We start from the raw sequence: 19,943 nt of genomic DNA on the forward strand, positions 1-19,943 counted from the left end.
GATCCGGCGGGGGCCGGGAGGTCGGGCCTACTCCTCGCCGAGGAGGCGGGAGAGGTAGCGGGCGACGGCGCGCACCGCGGTGATGTTGCCGGAGTAGTCCATCCGGATCGGGCCGAGCACGCCCAGGCGCGAGACCTGGCCGCCCGCGGTGTTGTACCCGCTCGTGAGCACCGAGGTCTCCTGCAGCCCGAACGGCGCGTTCTCGCGGCCGATGCGCACCGAGATGCCCCGGGGGTCCGGGGTCATCTCGGCGAAGAGGCGCAGCAGCTCCACCTGCTCCTCGATCGCCTCGAGCACGGGGTAGATGCTGCCCGAGAAGTCCTCCTCGGTGCGGACGAGGTTGGCGGCGCCGGCCATGACCAGGCGGTCCTGCCGGTTGGCGCCGACCTGCTCGAGCAGGGTCTGCACGATCGGCGTCAGCACGTGGCGCCGCTCGGGGCTGAAGCGCTCCGCGACGGAGCCGAGCGTCTCGGCCGCCTGCTGGAGCCCGAGGCCCAGCACGGCCGTGTTGAGCTTCGCGCGGATCTCGCCCAGGAGAGCGTCGTCCACGTCCTCCGGGGTCTCGAGCACGCGCTGGTCGACCCGGCCGGTGTCGGTGATCAGCACCGACAGGAGGCGGCGGGGAGCGAGGGCGACGAGCTCCACGTGGCGCAGCCGCGCGGCCCCGAACGACGGGTACTGCACGAGCGCGACGCTGTTGGTGAGCTGCGAGAGCAGGCGGACGGTCTTGACCAGCACCTCGTCGAGGTCCGGGCTCTGCCCGAGGAACGTCTCGATCGCCTGGCGCTGCGCGGAGGTCAGCGGGCGCAGGTCGGCGAGCTGGTCGACGAAGAGGCGGTAGCCCTTGTCGGTCGGCACGCGGCCGGACGAGGTGTGCGGAGCCGCGATCAGCTCCTCCTCCTCCAGCTGGGCCATCTCGTTGCGGATGGTGGCGGCCGAGACGCCGAACGCGTGGCGCTCGACGATCGACTTGGAGCCCACCGGCTCCCGGTTCGCCACGTAGTCCTGCACGATCACGCGCAGGACCTGGAGACCGCGCTCCGTGACCATACGACCGACCTCCCGCCGGACTCCGAGTGCCCGCGGGCACGACCGTCTGCGGCGCTGACGCCGCGCGGAGCCTGGCACTCCGCAACTCTGAGTGCCAATCATAACCGGGAGGCGGACCGCCCGGCGGGGTTGCGCGGGGATCGGCCGGGGTGCACTCCTGCAGGGCCGCGGGGAGGAGCCCCGTCATCCCCGAGGAGGAGGTCCCGCGCGGCCCGGTGCGGAGGGAGTCGCCGCATGCCACGATGGACGCCGAGCGCACGGGGGACGCCCGTCGCCGCCGCCGGAACGGAGACCATCATGTCGGCCACCCCTCCCCCGCCCCCCGTCTACGGAACCCCGGCTCCGCCGCTGAACCCGGCGGACGAGAAGACCTGGGCGATCGTCACGCACGTGACCGGCATCTTCTTCAGCTTCCTGCCCTCGCTGATCGTCTTCCTGGTCTTCAAGGGGCGCGGACCGTTCCTCGAGGCGCACGCCAAGACGGCCCTCAACTTCCACCTGACGACGCTGATCGCCTACGTCGCCGGGACGATCCTGTCCTTCGTCCTCGTCGGCTTCATCGTGTTCCTGGTCGTGCCGATCCTGGTGATCGTCTTCGCGATCATCGCCTCGGTGCGCGCCAGCGCGGGCGAGTACTACACGTACCCGCTCAGCATCCCGTTCTTCAAGTAGCCGCGGCACCGGGGCGGCGGTGCGCCGGCCGCCCCGGGATCCGGCCTCAGCCGTCGGTGAGGCGGCGCACGACCGCGTCGGCCAGCAGACGGCCGCGCAGGGTCAGCACGATCCGGCCGCCGAGCGCCGCCCGGCCGTCGACGAGGCCGTCGGCGATGAGCCCCGCCACCTCGCTGCGCCGATCGGCGTCGATCGCGTCGATGGGCAGCCCGTCCGCCAGGCGCGAGCGCAGCAGCACGTCCTCCACCCGCCGCGTCCCCGCGTCGAGCGTCTCCCGCCCGGCAGCGGGCGAGACCCCGGTGCTCAGCCGGTCGGCGTAGGCCGCCGGGTGCTTCACGTTCCACCAGCGCACGCCTCCGACGTGGCTGTGCGCGCCGGGACCGACGCCCCACCAGTCGTGGCCGAGCCAGTACGAGAGGTTGTGCCGGGAGCGGTGGGCGTCGTCGCGCGCCCAGTTGCTGACCTCGTACCAGGAGTACCCGGCAGCGGTCAGGCGCGCGTCGGCGAGCTCGTACATGTCGGCGGTGAGGTCGTCGTCCGGGGTCGCGACCTCGCCGCGGCGGATCTGCCGGGCGAGCTTCGTGCCGTCCTCCACGATCAGGGCGTAGGCCGAGAGGTGGTCCGGCCGGTTGGCGAGCGCGGAGTCGAGCGACCGCTCCCAGTCCGCGAGGGACTCCCCCGGCGTGCCGTAGATGAGGTCGAGGCTGACCTGCAGGCCGGCCTCCCGCGCCCACTCGACCACGAGCGGGACCCGCTCCGGGTCGTGGGTGCGCTCGAGCGTGGCGAGGACGTGCGGCACGGCCGACTGCATCCCGAAGCTGACGCGGGTGAAGCCCGCCTCGGCCAGCGCGCGGAGGTAGGCGGCGTCGACGGAGTCCGGGTTCGCCTCGGTGGTGATCTCGGCGTCGGGCGCGACCCCGAAGTGGGTGCGGAGACCGTCCAGCATCCGCACCAGGTCGCCGGCGGGCAGGAGGGTGGGCGTCCCGCCGCCGAAGAAGACCGTGCGGGCGGGGCGCCGGGGCAGGCCCGCGCGCTCGAGCACCTCGGCACCGAGAGCCATCTCGGTGATCGCCTCGTCGGCGTAGTCCTGCTGCTTCGCCCCGCGGAGCTCGGTCGCCGTGTAGGTGTTGAAGTCGCAGTACCCGCAGCGGACCCGGCAGAACGGCACGTGCACGTAGAGGCCGAGGTCGCGCTGCTCCACGCCGTCGACGACGGACGCGGGCAGTCCGCCGTCGAGCGGAGCAGGATCGGCGATCGGGAGGGCGCTCCCCACGTCAGCTGACGCGCGCCGGCAGCAGCGCGCGGAGGTACTTGGCGACCTGGCGCTTCTGCACGGCGCGCAGCACCGGCGCGCCCAGGCGGTAGAGACGGGTCGAGGGTCGCGAGAAGACCCGGATGACGAGCCAGACCGAGTCGTCCGCGCGCTTCTCGACGACGAAGGACTCCTCGCCGCTCTCGGGGTGGCCCTCGAGGGTGCCGTAGGCGAAGCCGACCTGGTCGGGCTCGTCGACGACGTAGACCACGCGGACCGGGGCGTCGAAGACGCGGCCGAGCAGGGTCACGCGGAGCACGGCGGTCACGCCGGCGGTGATGTAGGGGGTGCCGTCGGGAGCGAAGTGCTCCTCCGTCGGCCGGCTGACGAGGTCGATCGGGGTGCCCGCCGCGTCGAAGTTGACGCCGGTGTACTGCACGCCGCTCCCGCTGGTGATGTCGGTCACCTCGATGCCGCTGCCGCGCTGCACGCCCCAGGTCATCAGGGAGGCGGTGGTGATGGCGAAGCGCTCGTCGCCCGAGCCGAGACGGGCCTCGAAGCGCTCGGCCGTGAAGCCGTCCGGCGGATACTCGAGCAGGTCGGGTGCCAGAGTGCCGCCGACGGCCGCGTAGGTGACCTGCGGCTGGCCCTCGAAGTTGGAGCGGCGGATGCTCACGTCCCGACCTTCTTCCCGGACTCCTCGAGCGCGGCGCGCGTCGAGTCCGCGCGCCGGGTGGTGCTGTCCATCCGACCCAGCGTATCCGACCGTCGGCGCCCCGAGCCGGGAACGACCGAGGGCCCTCCCTCGCCGGAGCGGGAGGAGGGCCCTCGTCGTGGTGCGGGTCAGGTCAGCTGCAGGGAGTCAGCTTCGCGACGGCGTCCGACAGGGTGCCGGTGCCGCCGAGGAGGACGACGCTCGTCGCTCCGCCGGCCTTGATGTCCTGCAGCACCTTGACCGGCACGCAGGTCGGGGGCACGGCGAAGAGGGGGCTCCCCGTGCGCCCGGCGGCCGCGGCTCCGGCCAGGGCGTCGGGGAAGTTCTCTCCGGTGGCCAGGAACACGGTCTTCGACCCGCGGGGGAAGGCCGCCCGGTTGAGCTGCTCCGAGGTGTCGTAGCGGTCGACCCCGCCGAAGCGGGTGACGAGCGGTCCGGCCGGCACCGTGAGGGAGTTCTGGATGCCGGCGCTGACCGACAGCTCGGATCCCGCGATGGTGAGCACCGGAGGCCGGAGCCGCGTCAGGATCCCGACAGTGGTCGGGTCGGCCGCCGGGAGGCCGCCGTTCACGAGGACGACGGGGGCGGAGTTCTTGCCCGCGGCGGCGGTGGCGCTGAGCGCGTCGGGGAACTTCTCGCCGGTCGCGAGCCAGGCCCCCTTCGGCGAGGTGCCGAAGGCGCTCTCGATGATCTTCCGCGACGTGTCGTAGCGGTCGGTGCCTCCGAGGCGGAAGACCCTCCCGTTCGCGTACTGGCCGAGGTCGGTCGCGAGGGCGTCGCTGACGCTGAGGTCGGAGCCGACGACGACGATCCGCTGGGGCTTGAGACGGGTGAGCTCGTCGCGCACGACCTGGCTCACCGAGTCGCGGTCGACCAGGAGGAGCGGGCCGCCCTGCTTCGCGGCGGCGGGACCGGCGCTGAGCGCGTCGGGGAAGTTCGCGCCGGTGGCGATGTAGACGACGGGGACGCCGGGGGTGTCGAAGGTCGCCTTCGAGATCTCGACCGCGGTGCCCTGGCGGTCGGTGCCCGCGAGGCGGACGACCTCCAGGCCGGTGCCCGGCGTCGGGGTGGTGGTCGACGGGACGACGCGCAGCGGCGCGCGCACGATGACGCCGGTGCCGGAAGGCTGCTCCCCGCCGCGGCTGAGTCCCTTCACCTCGACCGACGGGGCGCCGAGCGGCGTCGTGTCGCTGAAGGTGAGGTAGCGGTCGAAGAACTCCTGGGTCGGGGTGATCGCGATGCCCCGGCCGTCCTGCACGACCTTGGGGACGGCCTTCAGGCGGCCACCGTCCTCCGTTCCGACCGTGGCGCTGAGGCCCGCGAGGTCGAAGAAGCCGGGGACACCGGAGTCGAGGACGATGACGTCGCCCGCGCCGGCCTCGGTGACAGTGCCGCCGCCGGCCCAGAATTCGCCGCCGGCGCGCTCGGAGGAGGTGGACGTCGACAGGTCGAGGTCGGCCTCCGCGGACCCGCTCGCAGCAGTCACCTGGAGGTCGGCGGAGAGGGCGAGGACGAAGCCGGTCCGGTCGACGCCGGCCGGAGCGTACGCGTCGTCCGCCTCGTCCTCGGCGCCGTTCAGGAGGAGCGAGAGCGAGGTGCCGCCGAAGGAGCCGGCGGCGCGTCCGATCGGGATCTGGATCGAGTTGGTGGCGGTGTCGACGACGGATTCGCCGCTCGCGAGGTCCGTCGCGGTGCTCCTCAGCTGCCACGTCACGACCCGGTAGCCGGGGTGCGACCACTCGGTGAAGGTGTCGGGAGCGGTGGAGTCGGGCAGCTCGACGGTCAGCGTGGTCGCGTCTCCGGGCACCGGAAGCGGCACGTCGGTGCCGAACCGGGCGCTGTCCGACCAGGAGTAGGGCGCGGGCGCGACCGGGATCACCTTGTTCGCTGCCGAGGCCGGTCCCGCCGCCACCAGCGATCCCGCTGCGACGGCCGCGATGCTCGCGAGCGCCGCCCCAGTCCTGATCCAGCGCTTCCTCGTGCTCGTAGGCACCACGGACTACCACCCTTCGTCATGGTGGAGGACCGGTCGTCGACGCTGCAGCCCCCCGTGCGGATCGATCTCGATCCACGGCCGCGTCCTGGCGTCCGAAAGCTATCGGTCCGCTGTGAGGCGCCGCAATCCCCGAGGACACGATGTCCCGGACGGGGGGTGCGTCACCCGTCCGGGAGGGGGGACGGGCGCCGGCGACGGGGCTCGCGCTACTTCTTGTCCTTGGTCTCGACGTCGCCCGAGAGCGCGGCGATGAACGCCTCCTGGGGGACCTCGACGCGGCCGACCATCTTCATCCGCTTCTTGCCCTCCTTCTGCTTCTCGAGGAGCTTGCGCTTGCGGGTGATGTCGCCGCCGTAGCACTTGGCCAGGACGTCCTTGCGCATCGCGCTGATCGACTCGCGGGCGATGATCCGGGCGCCGATGGCGGCCTGGATCGGCACCTCGAACTGCTGACGCGGGATCAGCTTGCGCAGGCGCCCCGTCATCAGCACGCCGTAGGCGTAGGCCTTCTCCCGGTGCACGATCGCGCTGAACGCGTCGACCTGCTCGCCCTGCAGCAGGATGTCGACCTTCACGAGGTCGGCCTCCTGCGAGCCGGCGGGCTCGTAGTCGAGCGAGGCGTAGCCGGCGGTCTTGGACTTGAGGTTGTCGAAGAAGTCGAAGACGATCTCGCCGAGGGGCATGTGGTAGCGGATCTCGACCCGGTCCTCGCCCAGGTACTCCATGCCGATCAGGGTCCCGCGGCGGCTCTGGCAGAGCTCCATGATCGTGCCGACGTAGTCCTTCGGCGCGAGGATCGCGGCCTTGACGATCGGCTCCGTGACGGCGGCGATCTTGCCGACGGGGAACTCGCTCGGGTTCGTGACGGTGACGGTCTTCTTGTCCTCCGTCGAGACCTCGTAGATGACCGAGGGCGCCGTGGTGATGAGGTCGAGACCGAACTCGCGCTGCAGGCGCTCGGTGATGATCTCGAGGTGCAGGAGGCCGAGGAACCCGCAGCGGAAGCCGAAGCCGAGCGCCACCGACGTCTCGGGCTCGTAGACGAGCGCCGCGTCCGAGAGCTTGAGCTTGTCGAGGGCCTCGCGCAGGTCCGGGTAGTCGCTGCCGTCGATCGGGTACAGGCCCGAGAAGACCATCGGGAGCGGCTCGGTGTAGCCGGGCAGCGCCTGCGTCGCGGGCTTCGACGCCGTGGTGACGGTGTCGCCGACCTTCGACTGGCGCACGTCCTTCACACCGGTGATCAGGTAGCCCACCTCGCCGACCGCGAGACCCTGCGTCGCGACGGGCTCGGGGCTCGACACGCCGATCTCGAGGATCTCGTGCGTGGCGCGGGTCGACATCATCTGGATCTTCTCGCGCGGCGAGAGCTTGCCGTCGATCATCCGGACGTAGGTGACGACCCCGCGGTAGGCGTCGTACACGGAGTCGAAGATCATGGCGCGCGCAGGGGCGGAGGGGTCGCCGACGGGCGGCGGGATGAGCTCGGTGACGCGGTCGAGCAGTGCCTCGACGCCCATGCCGGTCTTGCCGGAGACGCGGAGGACGTCGTCCGGGTCGCCGCCGATGAGGCTCGCGAGCTCCTTCGCGTACTTCTCGGGGTCCGCGGCCGGCAGGTCGATCTTGTTCAGGACAGGGATGATCGTGAGGTCGTTCTCGAGCGCGAGGTAGAGGTTCGCGAGCGTCTGGGCCTCGATGCCCTGCGCCGCGTCGACCAGGAGGATCGCGCCCTCGCAGGCCGCCAGCGAGCGGCTGACCTCGTAGGAGAAGTCGACGTGCCCCGGAGTGTCGATCATGTTCAGGGCGAACGTGCGCCCGTCGCGCTCCCACGGCATCCGCACGGCCTGCGACTTGATCGTGATGCCGCGCTCGCGCTCGATGTCCATGCGGTCGAGGTACTGCGCGCGCATCGCCCGGTCCTCGACGACACCCGTGATGCCGAGCATCCGGTCGGCGAGGGTGGACTTGCCGTGGTCGATGTGGGCGATGATGCAGAAGTTGCGGATGGACGCCGGATCGGTCGCGGCGGGCTCGAGCCCGGAGTGTGCACGTGGAGACATCGTGGGACCAGTGTCCCATGCCCGGCGGCGGAGGCCGGGACCGGCGGCTACAGATCGAGTCCGTAGGTGCGGGTGGGCTCGACGCCGGGCGGGTTCTCCCGCTCGCCGAGGCGGACGAAGCCCATGCTCTCGTAGAGGGCGTGCGCGGTGGTCATCAGCGTGCCGCTGTTCATCACGACCCGCTGGAGGCCCCGCTCGGCGGCGAGCATCACGACGAACTCGGTGAGCAGCCGCCCGAGACCCCGCCCGCGTGCCTCCGGGGCGACGGCGAGCAGCCGCCAGTCCAGCTCGCCGGGGCGGCCGAGCTCGTACAGGTTCGCGCCCGGGCGCGCAGTGGTGACCGTCGCGAGGATCCGCCCGTCGCCCTCGACGGCGACCCAGACCTCGCCCTCGACGTCGTGCCGGGCGACCGCGGCGACGTCGGCGGCGTACTCCTCCCCCAGCTCGTAGTCGTGGGCGTAGGCGGCGAGCCGCAGGCGCGAGACTTCGTCGTACTCCTCCGCCCGGACGCGCCGGACCAGCACCTCGGCGGCGCTCATCCGCGCACCGGGGCCGGGAGGGCGCGCAGCCCGTGCTCGAGCGCGGCGGGATCCGCGGCGAGGCAGACGCGGATCCAGCCCTCGCCGGTGCGGCCGAAGGCGCTGCCGGGCGCGACGGCGACGAGGGTCTCGAGGAGGAAGGACTCGACCCACGAGGCGACGTCCCCTCCGGTCGCGTGCGCCATGTCGATCCACAGGTAGAACGCGCCCTCGGGCTCGCGGTAGGCGATCCCCCGCTCGTCGAGCACGCCCGTCGCGAGCCGCAGGTTGGCGAGGTAGTGGTCGGAGGCGGCGGCCACCGCGTCCTGCGGCCCGGTCAGAGCGGCGAGGGCGGCGCGCTGGTCCGGAGTGGCGACGCAGCTGATCGCCGCCTCCTGCACCGTGACCATGATCGACGTGAAGCCGGGAGGCGTCACGAGGTAGCCGACGCGGACGCCGGTCATCGCGTAGGTCTTCGAGAAGGAGAAGACGCTGAGGACGCGGTCGGCGTCGTCCCCGCGCTCCTGCGCGATCGCCGCGAGGCTCACGTGCGGGCGCCCGTAGGTGAAGTACTCGTAGACCTCGTCGCTGAGCACCCACAGGTCGTGGCGCCGGGCGATGTCGAGCAGGCGCTCGAGGACCTCTCTCGGGAACACCACGCCGAGCGGGTTGGACGGGCTGTTGACGATCAGGACGCGGGTCCGGTCCGTGATCAGGCGCTCGACCTCCTCGGGATCGGGGAGGAAGGCGTTCTCGGCGCGCAGCGTGTACGGCACGGGCACGGCGCCGATGGTCCGCGCGTTGGTCGTGAAGACGGTGTAGCCCGGGTCGGGGATGAGCACCTCGTCGCCGGGCCCGAGCAGGAGCGTCATCGCCTGGTGCAGCGCCTGCGTGGCGCCGACGGTCACCCAGACCTGCTCGACGTCCGCCTCGATGCCATTGTCCCTCGCCAGCTTCTCCACGATGGCCCGCCGGAGCTCGGGGACGCCGCCGTTGGGCCCGTAGCGGGTGTCGTCGGCCGCCCACGCCGCTCGGGCCGCCTCGATGATGTGCGGCGCGGTCGGCACGTCGGGCTCGCCCACCGCGAGGAGGGTGACTCCGTCGAGCCGCAGCGCGATCTCGAACAGGTGGCGGATGCCCGAGGGCGGCACCGCGGAGAGGTGATCGGCGAGACGGGGCACCGGCGTCACGTTACCGGCGGGCCCGGACCGCGAGACGCCACGGCGGTCCGCCTCCCCCGGCGTGTCGCCCCGGCGGCCCCGACCCGGACGGCGCCGCCTCCGCGGGCGCGGCGCGGTTGAAGGGTGACGACGGGTGCGCTAAAGTTCCTTGTTGGCTTGCGCTCCCCCTCCGGACACCCGGCAGGCGTGGAGTGATCAGAAGCCGGCGACCTCCAGTCGCACCGCAGGGCGTTCAGACGCCCGCGGAAGGGGCACTCCGTCGAGTAGCCGGCTGCACACACGCACATCCGAGAAGAAGGTAATCCACGTGGCAAACATCAAGTCGCAGATCAAGCGCAACCTCACCAACAAGAAGGCGAACGAGCGCAACAAGGCCGTCAAGAGCGAGCTGAAGACCGCCATCCGCTCGGTCCACACCGCCATCGCCGCCGGCGACACCGAGAAGGCCGGCACCGCCCTCGCCTTCGCCGCCAAGAAGCTCGACAAGGCCGCCAGCAAGGGCGTCATCCACAAGAACCAGGCCGCGAACCGCAAGTCGGCCATCGCGAAGCAGGTCGCCGCGCTGTAATACTGCGCGAAGCGGAAACGACGAAGGGTCCGGCCATTGGCCGGGCCCTTCGTCGTTTCCGCTTCGCGGTCGACGGGCTCCTCGTGCCTCGTCGCCCGTCGCGCAGTCGGCTTCCGCGCTTGGTTGCGGTGGGAGGAGCGGGTTTCGTTCCGGGTACGACGATCCGCTCGCACGCGGATCGCCGGTGACCCTGCGAGGGCATCGTCCGGCTCGCGATCGGCTGCGGCCCGGTCGGCTACCGCGGAGGGTCGCGGGGGGAGGAGCGGAGAGCGTTTCGGGGTACGACGATCCGCTGACACGCGGATCGCCGGTGAGCTGTGCCGTCTTCGACGGGCTCCTCGTTCCTCGTCGGCCGTCGCGCGGTCGGCTCACAGGGGTGGTCGCTGTGGGAGGAGCGTCCTGCGTTCCGGGTACGACGATCCGCTGACACGCGGATCGCCGGTGACCCGCACCGATCTCGACGGGCTCCTCGTTCCTCGTCGCCCGTCGCGCGGTCGGCTTCCAGGGGTGGTCCCGGTGGGAGGAGCGGGGAGCGTTCCGGGTACGACGATCCACTGACACGCGGATCGCCGGTGACCCTGCGAGGTCGTCGTCCGACTCTTCGTCGGCCGCGGTGCGACCCTGCGAGGGGAGGTGATCCCCTCACTGCTGGTCGAGTGGCCGCGGAGCGGCGTATCGAGACCCGCCGGGGACGAGGTCGGTGCGGATCGCGGGAGCAGGGCCTTTCGGGCGGGTCAGAGGCCCCGGGCGGAGACGACGGAGACCATGCGCTCGAGGGCGTAGACGGGGTCGCGGGTGGCGCCCTTCACGTTCGCGTCGGCGTCGGCGACCGTCAGGATCGCGGTGCCGAGGCCCTCGCCGGTCCAGCCCTGCAGGTCGCGCCGGGCCCGGTCCACCTGCCACGGAGCGAGGCCCAGACGCGAGGCGACCTGGCCCGAGCCCTCGCGCGAGCCGGCGACCTTCGCCATGGTCCGCAGCTTGCTCGCGAACGCGGCGACGATCGGTACCGGGTCGGCACCGGAGGCGAGGGCGTGGCGGAGCCCGAGCAGCGCCTCGCCGTGACGGCCCGCGATCGCGGAGTCGGCGACGGTGAAGGCCGTGGTCTCGACGCGGCCGCCGTAGTACTTCGCGACGGTCGCCTCGGTGATCTCGCCGGTGACGTCGGACAGCAGCTGCTGGCACGCCGACGCGAGCTCGTCGAGGTCGTCGGAGAAGGCAGACACCAGGGCTCGGACGGCACCGGTGGTCGCCGTGCGGCCGGCGGTGCGGAACTCGGCGATCGCGAAGTCGACCTTGTCGCTCTCGCGCTTGAGCTCGGCGCAGACGATCTCGATGCCGCCGCCCGTGCCCGAGCGGATGGCGTCGAGGAGCTTCTTGCCCCGGTTGCCGCCGCCGTGGCGGAGCACCAGGGTCGCCCCGTCCGCGGGCGCCGAGAGGTAGTCGAGGGTCTCGAGGAGGAACGCGTCCGTGCACTTCTCGACGTTCGAGACGCGGATGAGGCGGGGCTCGTCGAAGAGGGACGGGCTCGCGAGCGTCAGCAGCTCCCCCGGCGCGTAGCCGCCGGCGTCGATGTCGCTGACCTCGAGGCTCGGATCCTCGGCCCGGAGGAACTCGCGGAGGAAGCGCAGCGCGCGGTCGGCGAGGAACTGCTCCGGGCCGGTGATCAGCACGATCGGCGCCGGCCGGGTCTGGTTCCAGGCGAGCTGCGGGATCGCCGCCTTCGAGGGCGCTGCCTTCGCGCGCGCCGGGGCCCTGCCTGCCATGCCGTGTCCTTCCGTGCCGCGCCCGTCCGAGCGCCCTCCACCCTACGGCCCGCTCACGGCGCCCCGAGGCCGCCGCGGGAGCCGTCGCGCCGCTCACCCAGACCGCGATCCCGTCGCTGCGGGACGCGAGCACGACCGTACCCTCGACATCCGACCTCAGCGCCTCGACCCCGCGCTCGGCCAGCAGAGCGAGGAGCGACGGATTCGGATGTCCGTAGTCGTTCTCCGCCCCGACGGAGATCAGCCCGACGCTCGCGCCGAGCGCGTCGTAGAGGGCGGGCGACTGGTCGGCGGAGCCGTGATGCGCGACCTTGACGACGTCGACCCGGCCGACCGGCAGCCGGGAGACGCGTCCCTGCTCCTGCTCGCCGAGGTCGCCCAGGAGCGCGACGGAGAGCGGGCCGCCGCGGGCGTCCGGGCCGATGTCGACCCGGAGGGTCACGCTCGCCTCGTTCCCCCGCAGCGCGCTCCGCCGCTCCGGCCACTCGACCCGCCAGCGCAGCGAGCCGAGCGCGCCGCTGTCGCCGCGGACCGCCTCCTGCACGGCGACCCCCGCGCCGGTGAGCGCCGCCCGGTCGCGCTCGTCGTCGCGGCCCGCGGCGGGCCCGACGAGCGCGGCGTCGGTCCGTCCGAGGACGGCCTGGAGCCCGCCGACGTGGTCGAGGTCGTAGTGAGTGAGCACCAGCAGCGGGATCCGGTCCACTCCCATCAGGCGGAGGCAGGCCTCGAGCGGTGCGGGCTCGGGCCCCGTGTCGACGAGCAGCACGCCCGCGTCTCCGCGGAGGAGGACCGCGTCGCCCTGCCCGACGTCGCACATCGCGACACGCCAGTCCTCGGGAACCGAGGCGGCGCGGAGGAGCGGCGTGGCGACGGTGGTGCCGCCGGCGGCGGCGATCGCGCACGCCAGCCCGACGGCGGCGATCCGGCGCACCCGCGCGAGCCGCGGCGACTGCGTGACCAGCACGAGGGCGAGCAGGGTCAGCACGGTGAGCGTGAGCGCTCCTCCTACTCCGGGCCACCAGGCGATCCTCGGGGCGGGCCACGAGTCGACGGCGCGGGCGATCGAGGCGATCCACCAGGCGGGGACGGCGGCGAGCCGGATCGCAGCGTCGGCGGCTCCGGGCCACCAGGGGGCGAGCAGGCAGCCGATGAGCCCGAGCCCGGTCGCGGCGGGTGCCGCGGGCTCGGCGAGCAGGTTGGCGAGCACTCCGTACACCGGCACCGACGGGTCCACGAGCAGCAGCACGGGCTGGCAGGCGAGCTGCGCCGCGGTCGGCACCGCGAGCAGCAGGGCGAGAGGCCGGGGCAGCACTCGACCGAGAGCGCCCGCGATCGGCTCGGCGAGCAGCAGGAGTCCGGCGGTGGCGAGGACGGACAGCACGAAGCCGAGCCTCCCCGCGATCGAGGGGTCGGCGGCCACGAGCACGACGACGGTCGCGAGCAGGGCGGGCACGGCCGCTCCGGAGCGACGCCCGAGCCGCGCGAGGAGGACCACCGTCGCCATCACGGCGGCCCGCACCACGCTCGGCTCGGGGGTCACCAGCACCACGAAGCCGGCGAGCAGGGCGAGGGCGGCGACGGTCCGGAGGCGGCGCCCGGCGCCGAGGAGCGCCGCGATCGTCCAGCCGGCGACCACCACCACGGCGCAGTTGGCGCCCGAGACGGCGGTCAGGTGGGTGAGCGACGCGGTGCGCATCGCCTCCTCGAGCCCCGCGTCGAGCGCGGACGTGTCGCCGGTCGCGAGGCCCGGCAGCAGCCCCGCCACGTCGCCGCCGACCAGCGCCGCGCGTTCGAGGAAGCGCGAGCGCAGCACCTCCGCGACGGCCGCCGCTCCCCCGGGACCGCGCCGGTCCTGAACGGACGCCGCCCTCAGCATCGTCGCCTCGCCGACGGGCGCCTCCTGCGCCGCAGCACGCGCCTCCAGGTCGAGCTCGGCGCCCACCGGCAGCCGACCGCCGGGATCGGCGAGCAGCACGCGGACGGGGGCCGCGGTCGACGCGTCTCCCACCCGCAGCGCCGTCGCGTCGAACCACACTCCCCCGGTCGCGAGCGGTCGGGCACCCGTGTCGACGCGCACGGTGACCGGGGTGAGGGCGCGATCCTCCTGTGCCTCCCGCAGCGACGCCGGGTGGTCACCGGGCGCCGCGGCGACGACGGAGGTGAGGGCGAGGGCGGCACCCGCGCCCCCGACGAGCACCGCTCCGACCAGCCGTCCGCCGAGGCCGCGCCGGAGCAGGACGCACGCCGCCCCGAGCAGCACCCAGCCCGCGGCGCACCACGAGAGGCCCCCGTCGAGCACTGCCGCGACCGGCAGCATCCCGGCCGCCCACGCGGTGGTCCAGGCGGCCACCGCTGCCGGCAGGAGCCGCAGGTCCGCCGCCCGCACGCTCCTCACGGCGCGACCTGGTCGCGGAACGCGGCGAGCGTCTTCTCGCCGATCCCGGGGACCTCGAGCAGCTGGTCGACGGAGGAGAACGGGCCGTTCGCCTCCCGGTGGGCGACGATCTTCTTCGCGGTCGCCGGGCCGATCTCGGGCAGCTCCTCCAGCTGGGCCGCCGTCGCCGCGCTCAGGCTCAGCACGGATCCGGCGGCGGAGGCTCCTCCTGGAGCGGCCCCGCCCGGAGCCGCTCCCGCCGCGGCCGGCGCCGCTCCCACGGCCGGCACGACGATCTGCTCGCCGTCCACGAGCCTCCGGGCCAGGTTGACCGCCGCGCGCTCCGCCGACTCCTGGAACCCTCCGGCGGCGGCGACCGCGTCCGCCACCCGCGCCTCCGGCGACAGGACGTACAGCCCCGGAGAGGCGACCTCGCCGGCCACGTGAACGTACAGTGACTCGACCGCCGCAGCAGCGGGCGCGCTCGTCGACACGGCGGGCTCCAGGACCCGCTCATGACCGCTCGACCGCGCTCCCGCGAGCAGCACCGCGACCACCGCGGCGCCGATGACGAGCACGACCGCCGCTCCCACTCCCACGCGCCAGCGCGGGCGGGCGCGGCGGGGCCGCAGCAGCGCCGTCAACTGCTCGTCGTCCGTCCCGCTGGTCTCTGGCATCCGCCGACAGTAGGACCCGCGTCACCGCCCGGCGCGGCCGCCGACACCGATCCGGGGACAGCCCGCCGGATCGCCTCCCTGTGGAGGAGAGAGCAGCACCGGCGCAGGACGGACGACGGGGCCCCTCCTGCGAGAGGAGGAGCCCCGTCGGGACGGATCGGCGGCTAGACCGCCTTCGTCACCAGGTTCACCAGGCGCGGCGCCCGCACGATCGCCTTCACGACCTCGCGGCCGACGAGAGCCCGGGCGACGCCGGCCGTGGCCCGCGCCTTCTCCTCGAGCTCGTCGGAGGAGATCTTCGGCGAGACCTCGAGCCGGTCGCGGACCTTGCCGTCGACCTGCAGGATCGCCGTGACCTTCTCCTCGACCAGCAGCGACGGGTCGGCCTTGCGCCACAGCGCGTGCGCGACGGTGCCCTCGTAGCCCAGACGGTGCCACATGTCCTCGGCCGTGTACGGCGCGAACAGGTTGAGAGCCATCGCGACCACCTCGACCGCCTCGCGGACCGCGGGGTCCCCGGCCCCGGCGCCCGAGTCGACGACCTTGCGGGTCGCGTTGACGAGCTCCATCAGCCGCGCGACCACGACGTTGAACTTGAACGCCTCGATCAGCGACGGGGACTCCGCGAGGAAGCGGTGGGTCTGGCGGCGCAGAGCCGCGTCGCCCGACTTCCACTCGACGTCGGGCCTCGAGGTGACGTCCTTCGCCAGGCGCCAGGCGCGGGCGAGGAACTTCGCGCTGCCGCCGGGCGAGACGTCGGCCCAGTCGATGTCGTCCTCGGGCGGGCCGGCGAACGCCATCGTCAGGCGCACGGCGTCGACGCCGAACTCGTCCAGCTGGTCCGAGAGGCGGACGATGTTGCCCTTCGACTTGGACATCGCCGCGCCGTCCATCTGCACCATGCCCTGGTTCAGCAGCGCCGTGAACGGCTCCGTGAACGACACGTAGCCCAGGTCGAACAGCACCTTGGTGATGAAGCGCGCGTACAGCAGGTGCAGGATCGCGTGCGTCACGCCCCCGACGTACTGGTCGACGGGCGCCCACTTCTCGGCGAGCTTCGGATCGAAGGCCTGCGTGTCGTCCTTCGGCGAGAGGAAGCGGAGGAAGTACCACGAGGAGTCGACGAAGGTGTCCATCGTGTCCGGGTCGCGGCGCGCGGGCGAGCCGTCCACCGGGTGCGGCACGTTCACCCAGTCCTCCGCCGCTCCGAGCGGCGACGAGCCCTTCGGCTGCAGGTCGAGACCGTCGGTGGAGGGCAGGACGACGGGCAGCTGGTCCTCGGGAACCGGCACGAGCTCGCCGTCGGCTCCGTGGATGATCGGGATGGGGGTGCCCCAGTAGCGCTGACGCGAGATCAGCCAGTCGCGCAAGCGGTAGTTCTTGGCCGAGCGGCCGCGGCCGCGCTCCTCGAGCATCCTGATGACGCGCTCGATGGCGGTGCGCTTGGAGAGCCCGTCGAGCGGTCCGGAGTTGATCAGGCGGCCGTCGCCGGTCAGCGCCTCGCCGGTCGTGGCGGGGTCGAGCGAGTACTCCTTCTCGAGCGCGGCCAGCTCCTCCGGGTCCTCGGGGATGACCGGGATCGCCCCGGTGACGGACGCGTTGGTGTCGACGACCACGCGCACGGGCAGGTCGAAGGCGCGGGCGAAGTCGAGGTCGCGCTGGTCGTGCGCGGGCACGGCCATGACGGCTCCGTGGCCGTAGTCGGAGAGGACGTAGTCGGCGGCCCAGATCGGCAGCCGCTCGCCGTTCACGGGGTTCACCGCGTAGCGGCCGAGGAACACGCCGGTCTTGGGGCGGTCGGCGGTCAGGCGCTCGATCTCGCTCGACTTCTGCACCGTCTCGAGGTAGCTGCGGAACGCGTCGCGGATCGCGGGCTCGGAGCCCTCGACCAGCTCGGAGGCGAGATCGGAGTCGGGCGCGACGACCATGAAGGTCGCCCCGTAGAGCGTGTCGGGGCGCGTGGTGAAGACGGTGACGCGCTCGTCGCGGCCCTCGATCTCGAACTCGACGTCGGCGCCGATGGAGCGGCCGATCCAGTTGCGCTGCATGGCGATGACCTTCGACGGCCAGGAGCCCTCGAGCTGGTTCAGGTCGTCGAGCAGCCGGTCGGCGTAGTCGGTGATCTTGAAGTACCACTGCGTGAGCTTCTTCTTGACCACGACCGCGCCGGAGCGCTCGGAGGTGCCGTCCGCCAGGACCTGCTCGTTCGCCAGGACCGTCTGGTCCACCGGGTCCCAGTTGACCCAGCTGTCCTTGCGGTAGGCGAGGCCCTTCTCGTACATCTTGAGGAACAGCCACTGGTTCCACTTGTAGTACTCGGGGTCGGAGGTGTGCAGCACGCGGTCCCAGTCGAAGGACGCGGCGTAGCGCTTCATCGAGCGCTTCTGCTGCTCGATGTTGTCGTAGGTCCAGGTGACCGGGTTCAGCCCGCGCTTGATCGCGGCGTTCTCGGCGGGCAGGCCGAAGCTGTCCCAGCCGATCGGGTGGAGGACGTTGAAGCCCTGCTGGCGCCAGTAGCGCGCGATCACGTCACCGAGCGCGTACGCCTCGGCGTGGCCCATGTGCAGGTCGCCCGAGGGGTACGGGAACATGTCGAGCACGTACTTGCGGGGGCGCTTGTCGTCGGGGTCGTCCGTCGCGAACGGGCGCGTCTCCTCCCAGATCGGGAGCCACTTCTCCTGGAGCGCTCGGAAGTCGTAGCGCTCCTCGTCGCTCGCGCCGGTCTGCCGGGAGGTGTCTTCTGCCACAGGTGCTTCTCACTTCTGAAGGAGGGGGAGAACGCGCACGCGTGGGCGGCTGCGTTCGACCATCAACCCTACTGGCCCCGCGCGCACGGCAGACGAACGCGGCGCCCGCTCACTCCTCGGCGGCGCCCAGCACCGCGAGGAGCGCCCGCGCCTTCAGCCGCGTCTCCTCGACCTCCTCCTCCGGCACCGAGAGCGCGGTGATGCCGCCGCCGGTCCCCAGGCGGGCGCGCTCGCCGTCGAGCACGAGGGTGCGGATGGTCATCGCGAGGTCCAGCGAGCCGTCCGAGCCCAGGCGGCCGAAGGCGCCGGAGTAGACGCCGCGGGGACCGCCCTCCCACTCCCGCAGCAGCTCCACCGCCCGGCGCTTGGGCGCTCCCGTCATCGAGCCGGCCGGGAAGAGGGCCGCGATCAGCTCGGCGATCCCGACGCCCGGCGCGCGGCGGGCCGAGACCTCGCTGACCAGCTGGTGGACGTGCGGGTAGCTCTCCACCTCGAGCAGGCGGTCGACGACGACGGAGCCGGGGGCGGCGATCCGGGCGAGGTCGTTGCGGACGAGGTCCACGATCATCACGTTCTCGGCCCGCTCCTTCACGCTCGACACGAGCTCGTCCCGGAGCGCGCGGTCCTCGTCGGCGTCCCGGCCCCGGGGGCGCGTGCCCTTGATGGGATGCGTGGCGACGCGTCCATCGGCCCCGCCGGTGAGGAACCGCTCGGGCGAGGCGCTGACGAGCGCGAGCGGGCCGAGGCGGATCAGCCCGCCGTGATGGCTCGGGCTGGAGCGGCGGAGGCGACGGTACGCCTCGACCGGATCGAACCGGCCCTCGACGACGATCTCGTCGGTGAGGCAGAGCTGGTAGGCGTCCCCCGCGCGGATGGCCTCCTGGCAGCGGCCGATCAGCGCCGTGTACTCGGCGGCGGAGTGGCGGCGGACCGGGACGCCGGCGGGCTCGGGATCCGCGGGGTCCGCGGGGGCGGGCGCCCCGACGAGCTCGAGCAGGCGCGCGGTGAGCTCCTGCACGTCTCCCGTGGCGACCAGGCGGACGGTCCGGGCCCCGTGGTCGAACTCGAGCACGGGGTCGCCCCGGAGCAGGGCGAGGGCCGGCGGATCCGCGGGGCCGGTCGGCGCCGAGGGCAGGGAGACGGAGGCTGCTCCCGCCTCGTAGGAGATCCAGCCGTAGCGGCCGAGCGCGCGGTCGCCCGCCGGGGCCTCGTCGTCGACCGCGGCGAGCGCCGCTGCCACGTCGCCGCCGGCCTCGACGAGGAGCACGTCCCCGCGGGCGCACGCGCCGAGGTAGGAGCGGCCGCTCGTCGCTCCGAGGCCCGAGTCGAGCCAGAACGACGCCTCGGCCGTGGCGAACAGGGCGTGGTGCGCGAGCTCCGGATCGACCCAGGGCAGCTCGATCGAGCGGACGTGCCGATCCTCCGAGACCACTGGGCTAGCGTAGGCGGTCGTGGACGGCGAGCAGGTTCGGGAGTGGGACGGGCGGGCCCTGACGAGCGTTCCCGAGCCGCCCGGCACCTCCCTGGACGCGGCCGACTCCTGGCTGGTGGACGAGGGCCGGGTTCGCGGACTCGACCTGCACCGCGAGCGGTTCGCCGCCTCCGTCGCCTCGGCGGGCGGGCACCCGGACGTCGAGGCGTTCCTCGACGCCGCGATCGCCGCCCTGCCCCGCGAGGGCCGGTCCTTCCCGCGCGTCGAGCTCTCGGGAGGCGCCCTGCGGCTCCGGCTGCGACCCGCCCCGCCGACGACCCGCTCGGTGGTGCTGTGGACGAGCCCCGTGGATCCGCGCCGGACACCGTCCTGGAAGGGGCCGGACATCGCACGTCTCGCCCTCCTGCGAACGCTCGCGCACGCCGCGGGAGCGGACGAGGCCGTGCTGCTCGACGCCGAGGGCGCCGTCATCGACGGAGCGAGCAGCGCGATCCTGTGGTGGCTGGGCGACGCGCTGGTCGTCCCTCCGGCGACGAGCACCCGCGTGCGCAGCGTGACGGCTCGGACCGTCTCGGTGCTCGCCGGCGCGCTCGGCGTGGACGTGATCGAGGCCCCGGCCGAGCCGGAGTCGCTCGAGGGCCGTGAGGTCTGGACGGCCAACGCCCTGCACGGTCTCCGGCTGGCGACCGCCTGGGCGGACGGACCGGCGCTCGCCGCGGAGCCGGGCCGCCTGGACGCCTGGCGGAAGCGGCTGGACGCTCTCAGGCGGCCCTTCCCTGCGCTCTGACCCGCGGAGGACCTCAGCTCCCACGCGTCCCCCAGACGGAGGGCCCCCGTTCCGGTCGCACTCGTGCGTCCGCCGTGCGAGCATCGAGTACCCCCTCTTCCGGCCCCCGCCGGCCACTCGAGAAAGTCCTGCGATGACGCGTTCCCCCTCCCCC

The 19,943-nt window shown here is 73.1% G+C and carries 14 protein-coding genes and 1 pseudogene; 3 read left to right on the forward strand and 12 right to left on the reverse strand.

The window, feature by feature from the left end:
- Positions 1–27 precede the first annotated feature (27 nt).
- Positions 28–1,050, reverse strand: coding sequence for a heat-inducible transcriptional repressor HrcA (gene hrcA / locus C5C57_RS16305; RefSeq protein ID WP_104223131.1), 1,023 nt, complete (start codon positions 1,048–1,050; stop codon positions 28–30).
- A 297-nt stretch (positions 1,051–1,347) separates the two neighbouring features.
- Here hrcA and C5C57_RS16310 point away from each other — a divergent pair, with 297 nt between their 5' ends.
- The gene (locus C5C57_RS16310; RefSeq protein WP_104223130.1) at positions 1,348–1,722 is read left to right on the forward strand and encodes a DUF4870 domain-containing protein; all 375 of its coding nucleotides are present in this window, start codon (positions 1,348–1,350) and stop codon (positions 1,720–1,722) included.
- 46 nt (positions 1,723–1,768) lie between these two features.
- On the opposite strand, the gene hemW is transcribed toward C5C57_RS16310, so the two are convergent.
- The 6 genes from hemW to C5C57_RS16340 form a co-directional block, all read right to left on the reverse strand.
- Positions 1,769–2,995 carry a radical SAM family heme chaperone HemW gene (gene hemW, locus C5C57_RS16315; RefSeq protein ID WP_104248216.1) on the reverse strand — a complete coding sequence of 409 codons (1,227 nt, stop codon included), beginning with the start codon at positions 2,993–2,995 and terminating at the stop codon, positions 1,769–1,771.
- A gap of 1 nt (position 2,996) precedes the next feature.
- A complete protein-coding gene (locus C5C57_RS16320; RefSeq protein WP_244229440.1) occupies positions 2,997–3,650 on the reverse strand; it encodes a DUF1990 family protein in 654 nt (217 codons plus the stop codon).
- A 172-nt stretch (positions 3,651–3,822) separates the two neighbouring features.
- Positions 3,823–5,685: a cell wall-binding repeat-containing protein gene (locus tag C5C57_RS16325; RefSeq protein WP_104248215.1), complete on the reverse strand. Its 1,863-nt coding sequence runs from the start codon at positions 5,683–5,685 to the stop codon at positions 3,823–3,825.
- A 206-nt stretch (positions 5,686–5,891) separates the two neighbouring features.
- Positions 5,892–7,742 carry a translation elongation factor 4 gene (gene lepA / locus C5C57_RS16330; protein WP_104223127.1) on the reverse strand — a complete coding sequence of 617 codons (1,851 nt, stop codon included), beginning with the start codon at positions 7,740–7,742 and terminating at the stop codon, positions 5,892–5,894.
- 47 nt (positions 7,743–7,789) lie between these two features.
- On the reverse strand, positions 7,790–8,281 hold the full coding sequence (locus C5C57_RS16335) for a GNAT family N-acetyltransferase (protein ID WP_104248214.1): 492 nt from the start codon (positions 8,279–8,281) through the stop codon (positions 7,790–7,792).
- On the reverse strand, positions 8,278–9,441 hold the full coding sequence (locus C5C57_RS16340) for a pyridoxal phosphate-dependent aminotransferase (RefSeq protein ID WP_104248213.1): 1,164 nt from the start codon (positions 9,439–9,441) through the stop codon (positions 8,278–8,280). The genes C5C57_RS16335 and C5C57_RS16340 overlap by 4 nt, the downstream gene beginning before the upstream one ends.
- Positions 9,442–9,748: 307 nt before the next feature.
- Here C5C57_RS16340 and rpsT point away from each other — a divergent pair, with 307 nt between their 5' ends.
- Positions 9,749–10,009, forward strand: a complete 261-nt coding sequence (rpsT, locus tag C5C57_RS16345; RefSeq protein WP_097165711.1) for a 30S ribosomal protein S20 — start codon at positions 9,749–9,751, stop codon at positions 10,007–10,009.
- Between the two features lie 734 nt (positions 10,010–10,743).
- Here the strand turns inward: rpsT and holA are convergent.
- The 5 genes and pseudogenes from holA to pabB form a co-directional block, all read right to left on the reverse strand.
- Positions 10,744–11,772, reverse strand: a complete 1,029-nt coding sequence (gene holA / locus C5C57_RS16350; protein ID WP_104225645.1) for a DNA polymerase III subunit delta — start codon at positions 11,770–11,772, stop codon at positions 10,744–10,746.
- Between the two features lie 568 nt (positions 11,773–12,340).
- Positions 12,341–14,089, reverse strand: a pseudogene (locus tag C5C57_RS18670) (ComEC/Rec2 family competence protein); the annotation flags it as partial.
- A 74-nt stretch (positions 14,090–14,163) separates the two neighbouring features.
- Positions 14,164–14,823, reverse strand: coding sequence for a ComEA family DNA-binding protein (locus C5C57_RS16365; protein ID WP_104248212.1), 660 nt, complete (start codon positions 14,821–14,823; stop codon positions 14,164–14,166).
- Between the two features lie 164 nt (positions 14,824–14,987).
- Positions 14,988–17,570, reverse strand: coding sequence for a leucine--tRNA ligase (leuS, locus tag C5C57_RS16370; RefSeq protein ID WP_104225642.1), 2,583 nt, complete (start codon positions 17,568–17,570; stop codon positions 14,988–14,990).
- Between the two features lie 109 nt (positions 17,571–17,679).
- Complete coding sequence (gene pabB, locus C5C57_RS16375) at positions 17,680–19,002, reverse strand: aminodeoxychorismate synthase component I (protein ID WP_104248211.1); 1,323 nt, start codon at positions 19,000–19,002, stop codon at positions 17,680–17,682.
- 19 nt (positions 19,003–19,021) lie between these two features.
- Between pabB and C5C57_RS16380 the strand changes: the two genes are divergently transcribed.
- The gene (locus C5C57_RS16380) at positions 19,022–19,789 is read left to right on the forward strand and encodes an aminotransferase class IV (protein ID WP_258072069.1); all 768 of its coding nucleotides are present in this window, start codon (positions 19,022–19,024) and stop codon (positions 19,787–19,789) included.
- Positions 19,790–19,943: the final 154 nt, after the last annotated feature.

This window comes from Rathayibacter sp. AY1C5, assembly GCF_002931705.1.
GTDB lineage: Bacteria > Actinomycetota > Actinomycetes > Actinomycetales > Microbacteriaceae > Rathayibacter.

Bases quoted from the DNA above. Each gene is read 5' to 3' on its own strand.
- hrcA (WP_104223131.1), bottom strand. From the start codon at position 1,050: ATGGTCACGGAGCGCGGTCTCCAGGTCCTGCGCGTGATCGTGCAGGAC.
- C5C57_RS16310 (WP_104223130.1), top strand. From the start codon at position 1,348: ATGTCGGCCACCCCTCCCCCGCCCCCCGTCTACGGAACCCCGGCTCCG.
- lepA (WP_104223127.1), bottom strand. From the start codon at position 7,742: ATGTCTCCACGTGCACACTCCGGGCTCGAGCCCGCCGCGACCGATCCG.
- C5C57_RS16335 (WP_104248214.1), bottom strand. From the start codon at position 8,281: ATGAGCGCCGCCGAGGTGCTGGTCCGGCGCGTCCGGGCGGAGGAGTAC.
- holA (WP_104225645.1), bottom strand. From the start codon at position 11,772: ATGGCAGGCAGGGCCCCGGCGCGCGCGAAGGCAGCGCCCTCGAAGGCG.
- C5C57_RS16365 (WP_104248212.1), bottom strand. From the start codon at position 14,823: ATGCCAGAGACCAGCGGGACGGACGACGAGCAGTTGACGGCGCTGCTG.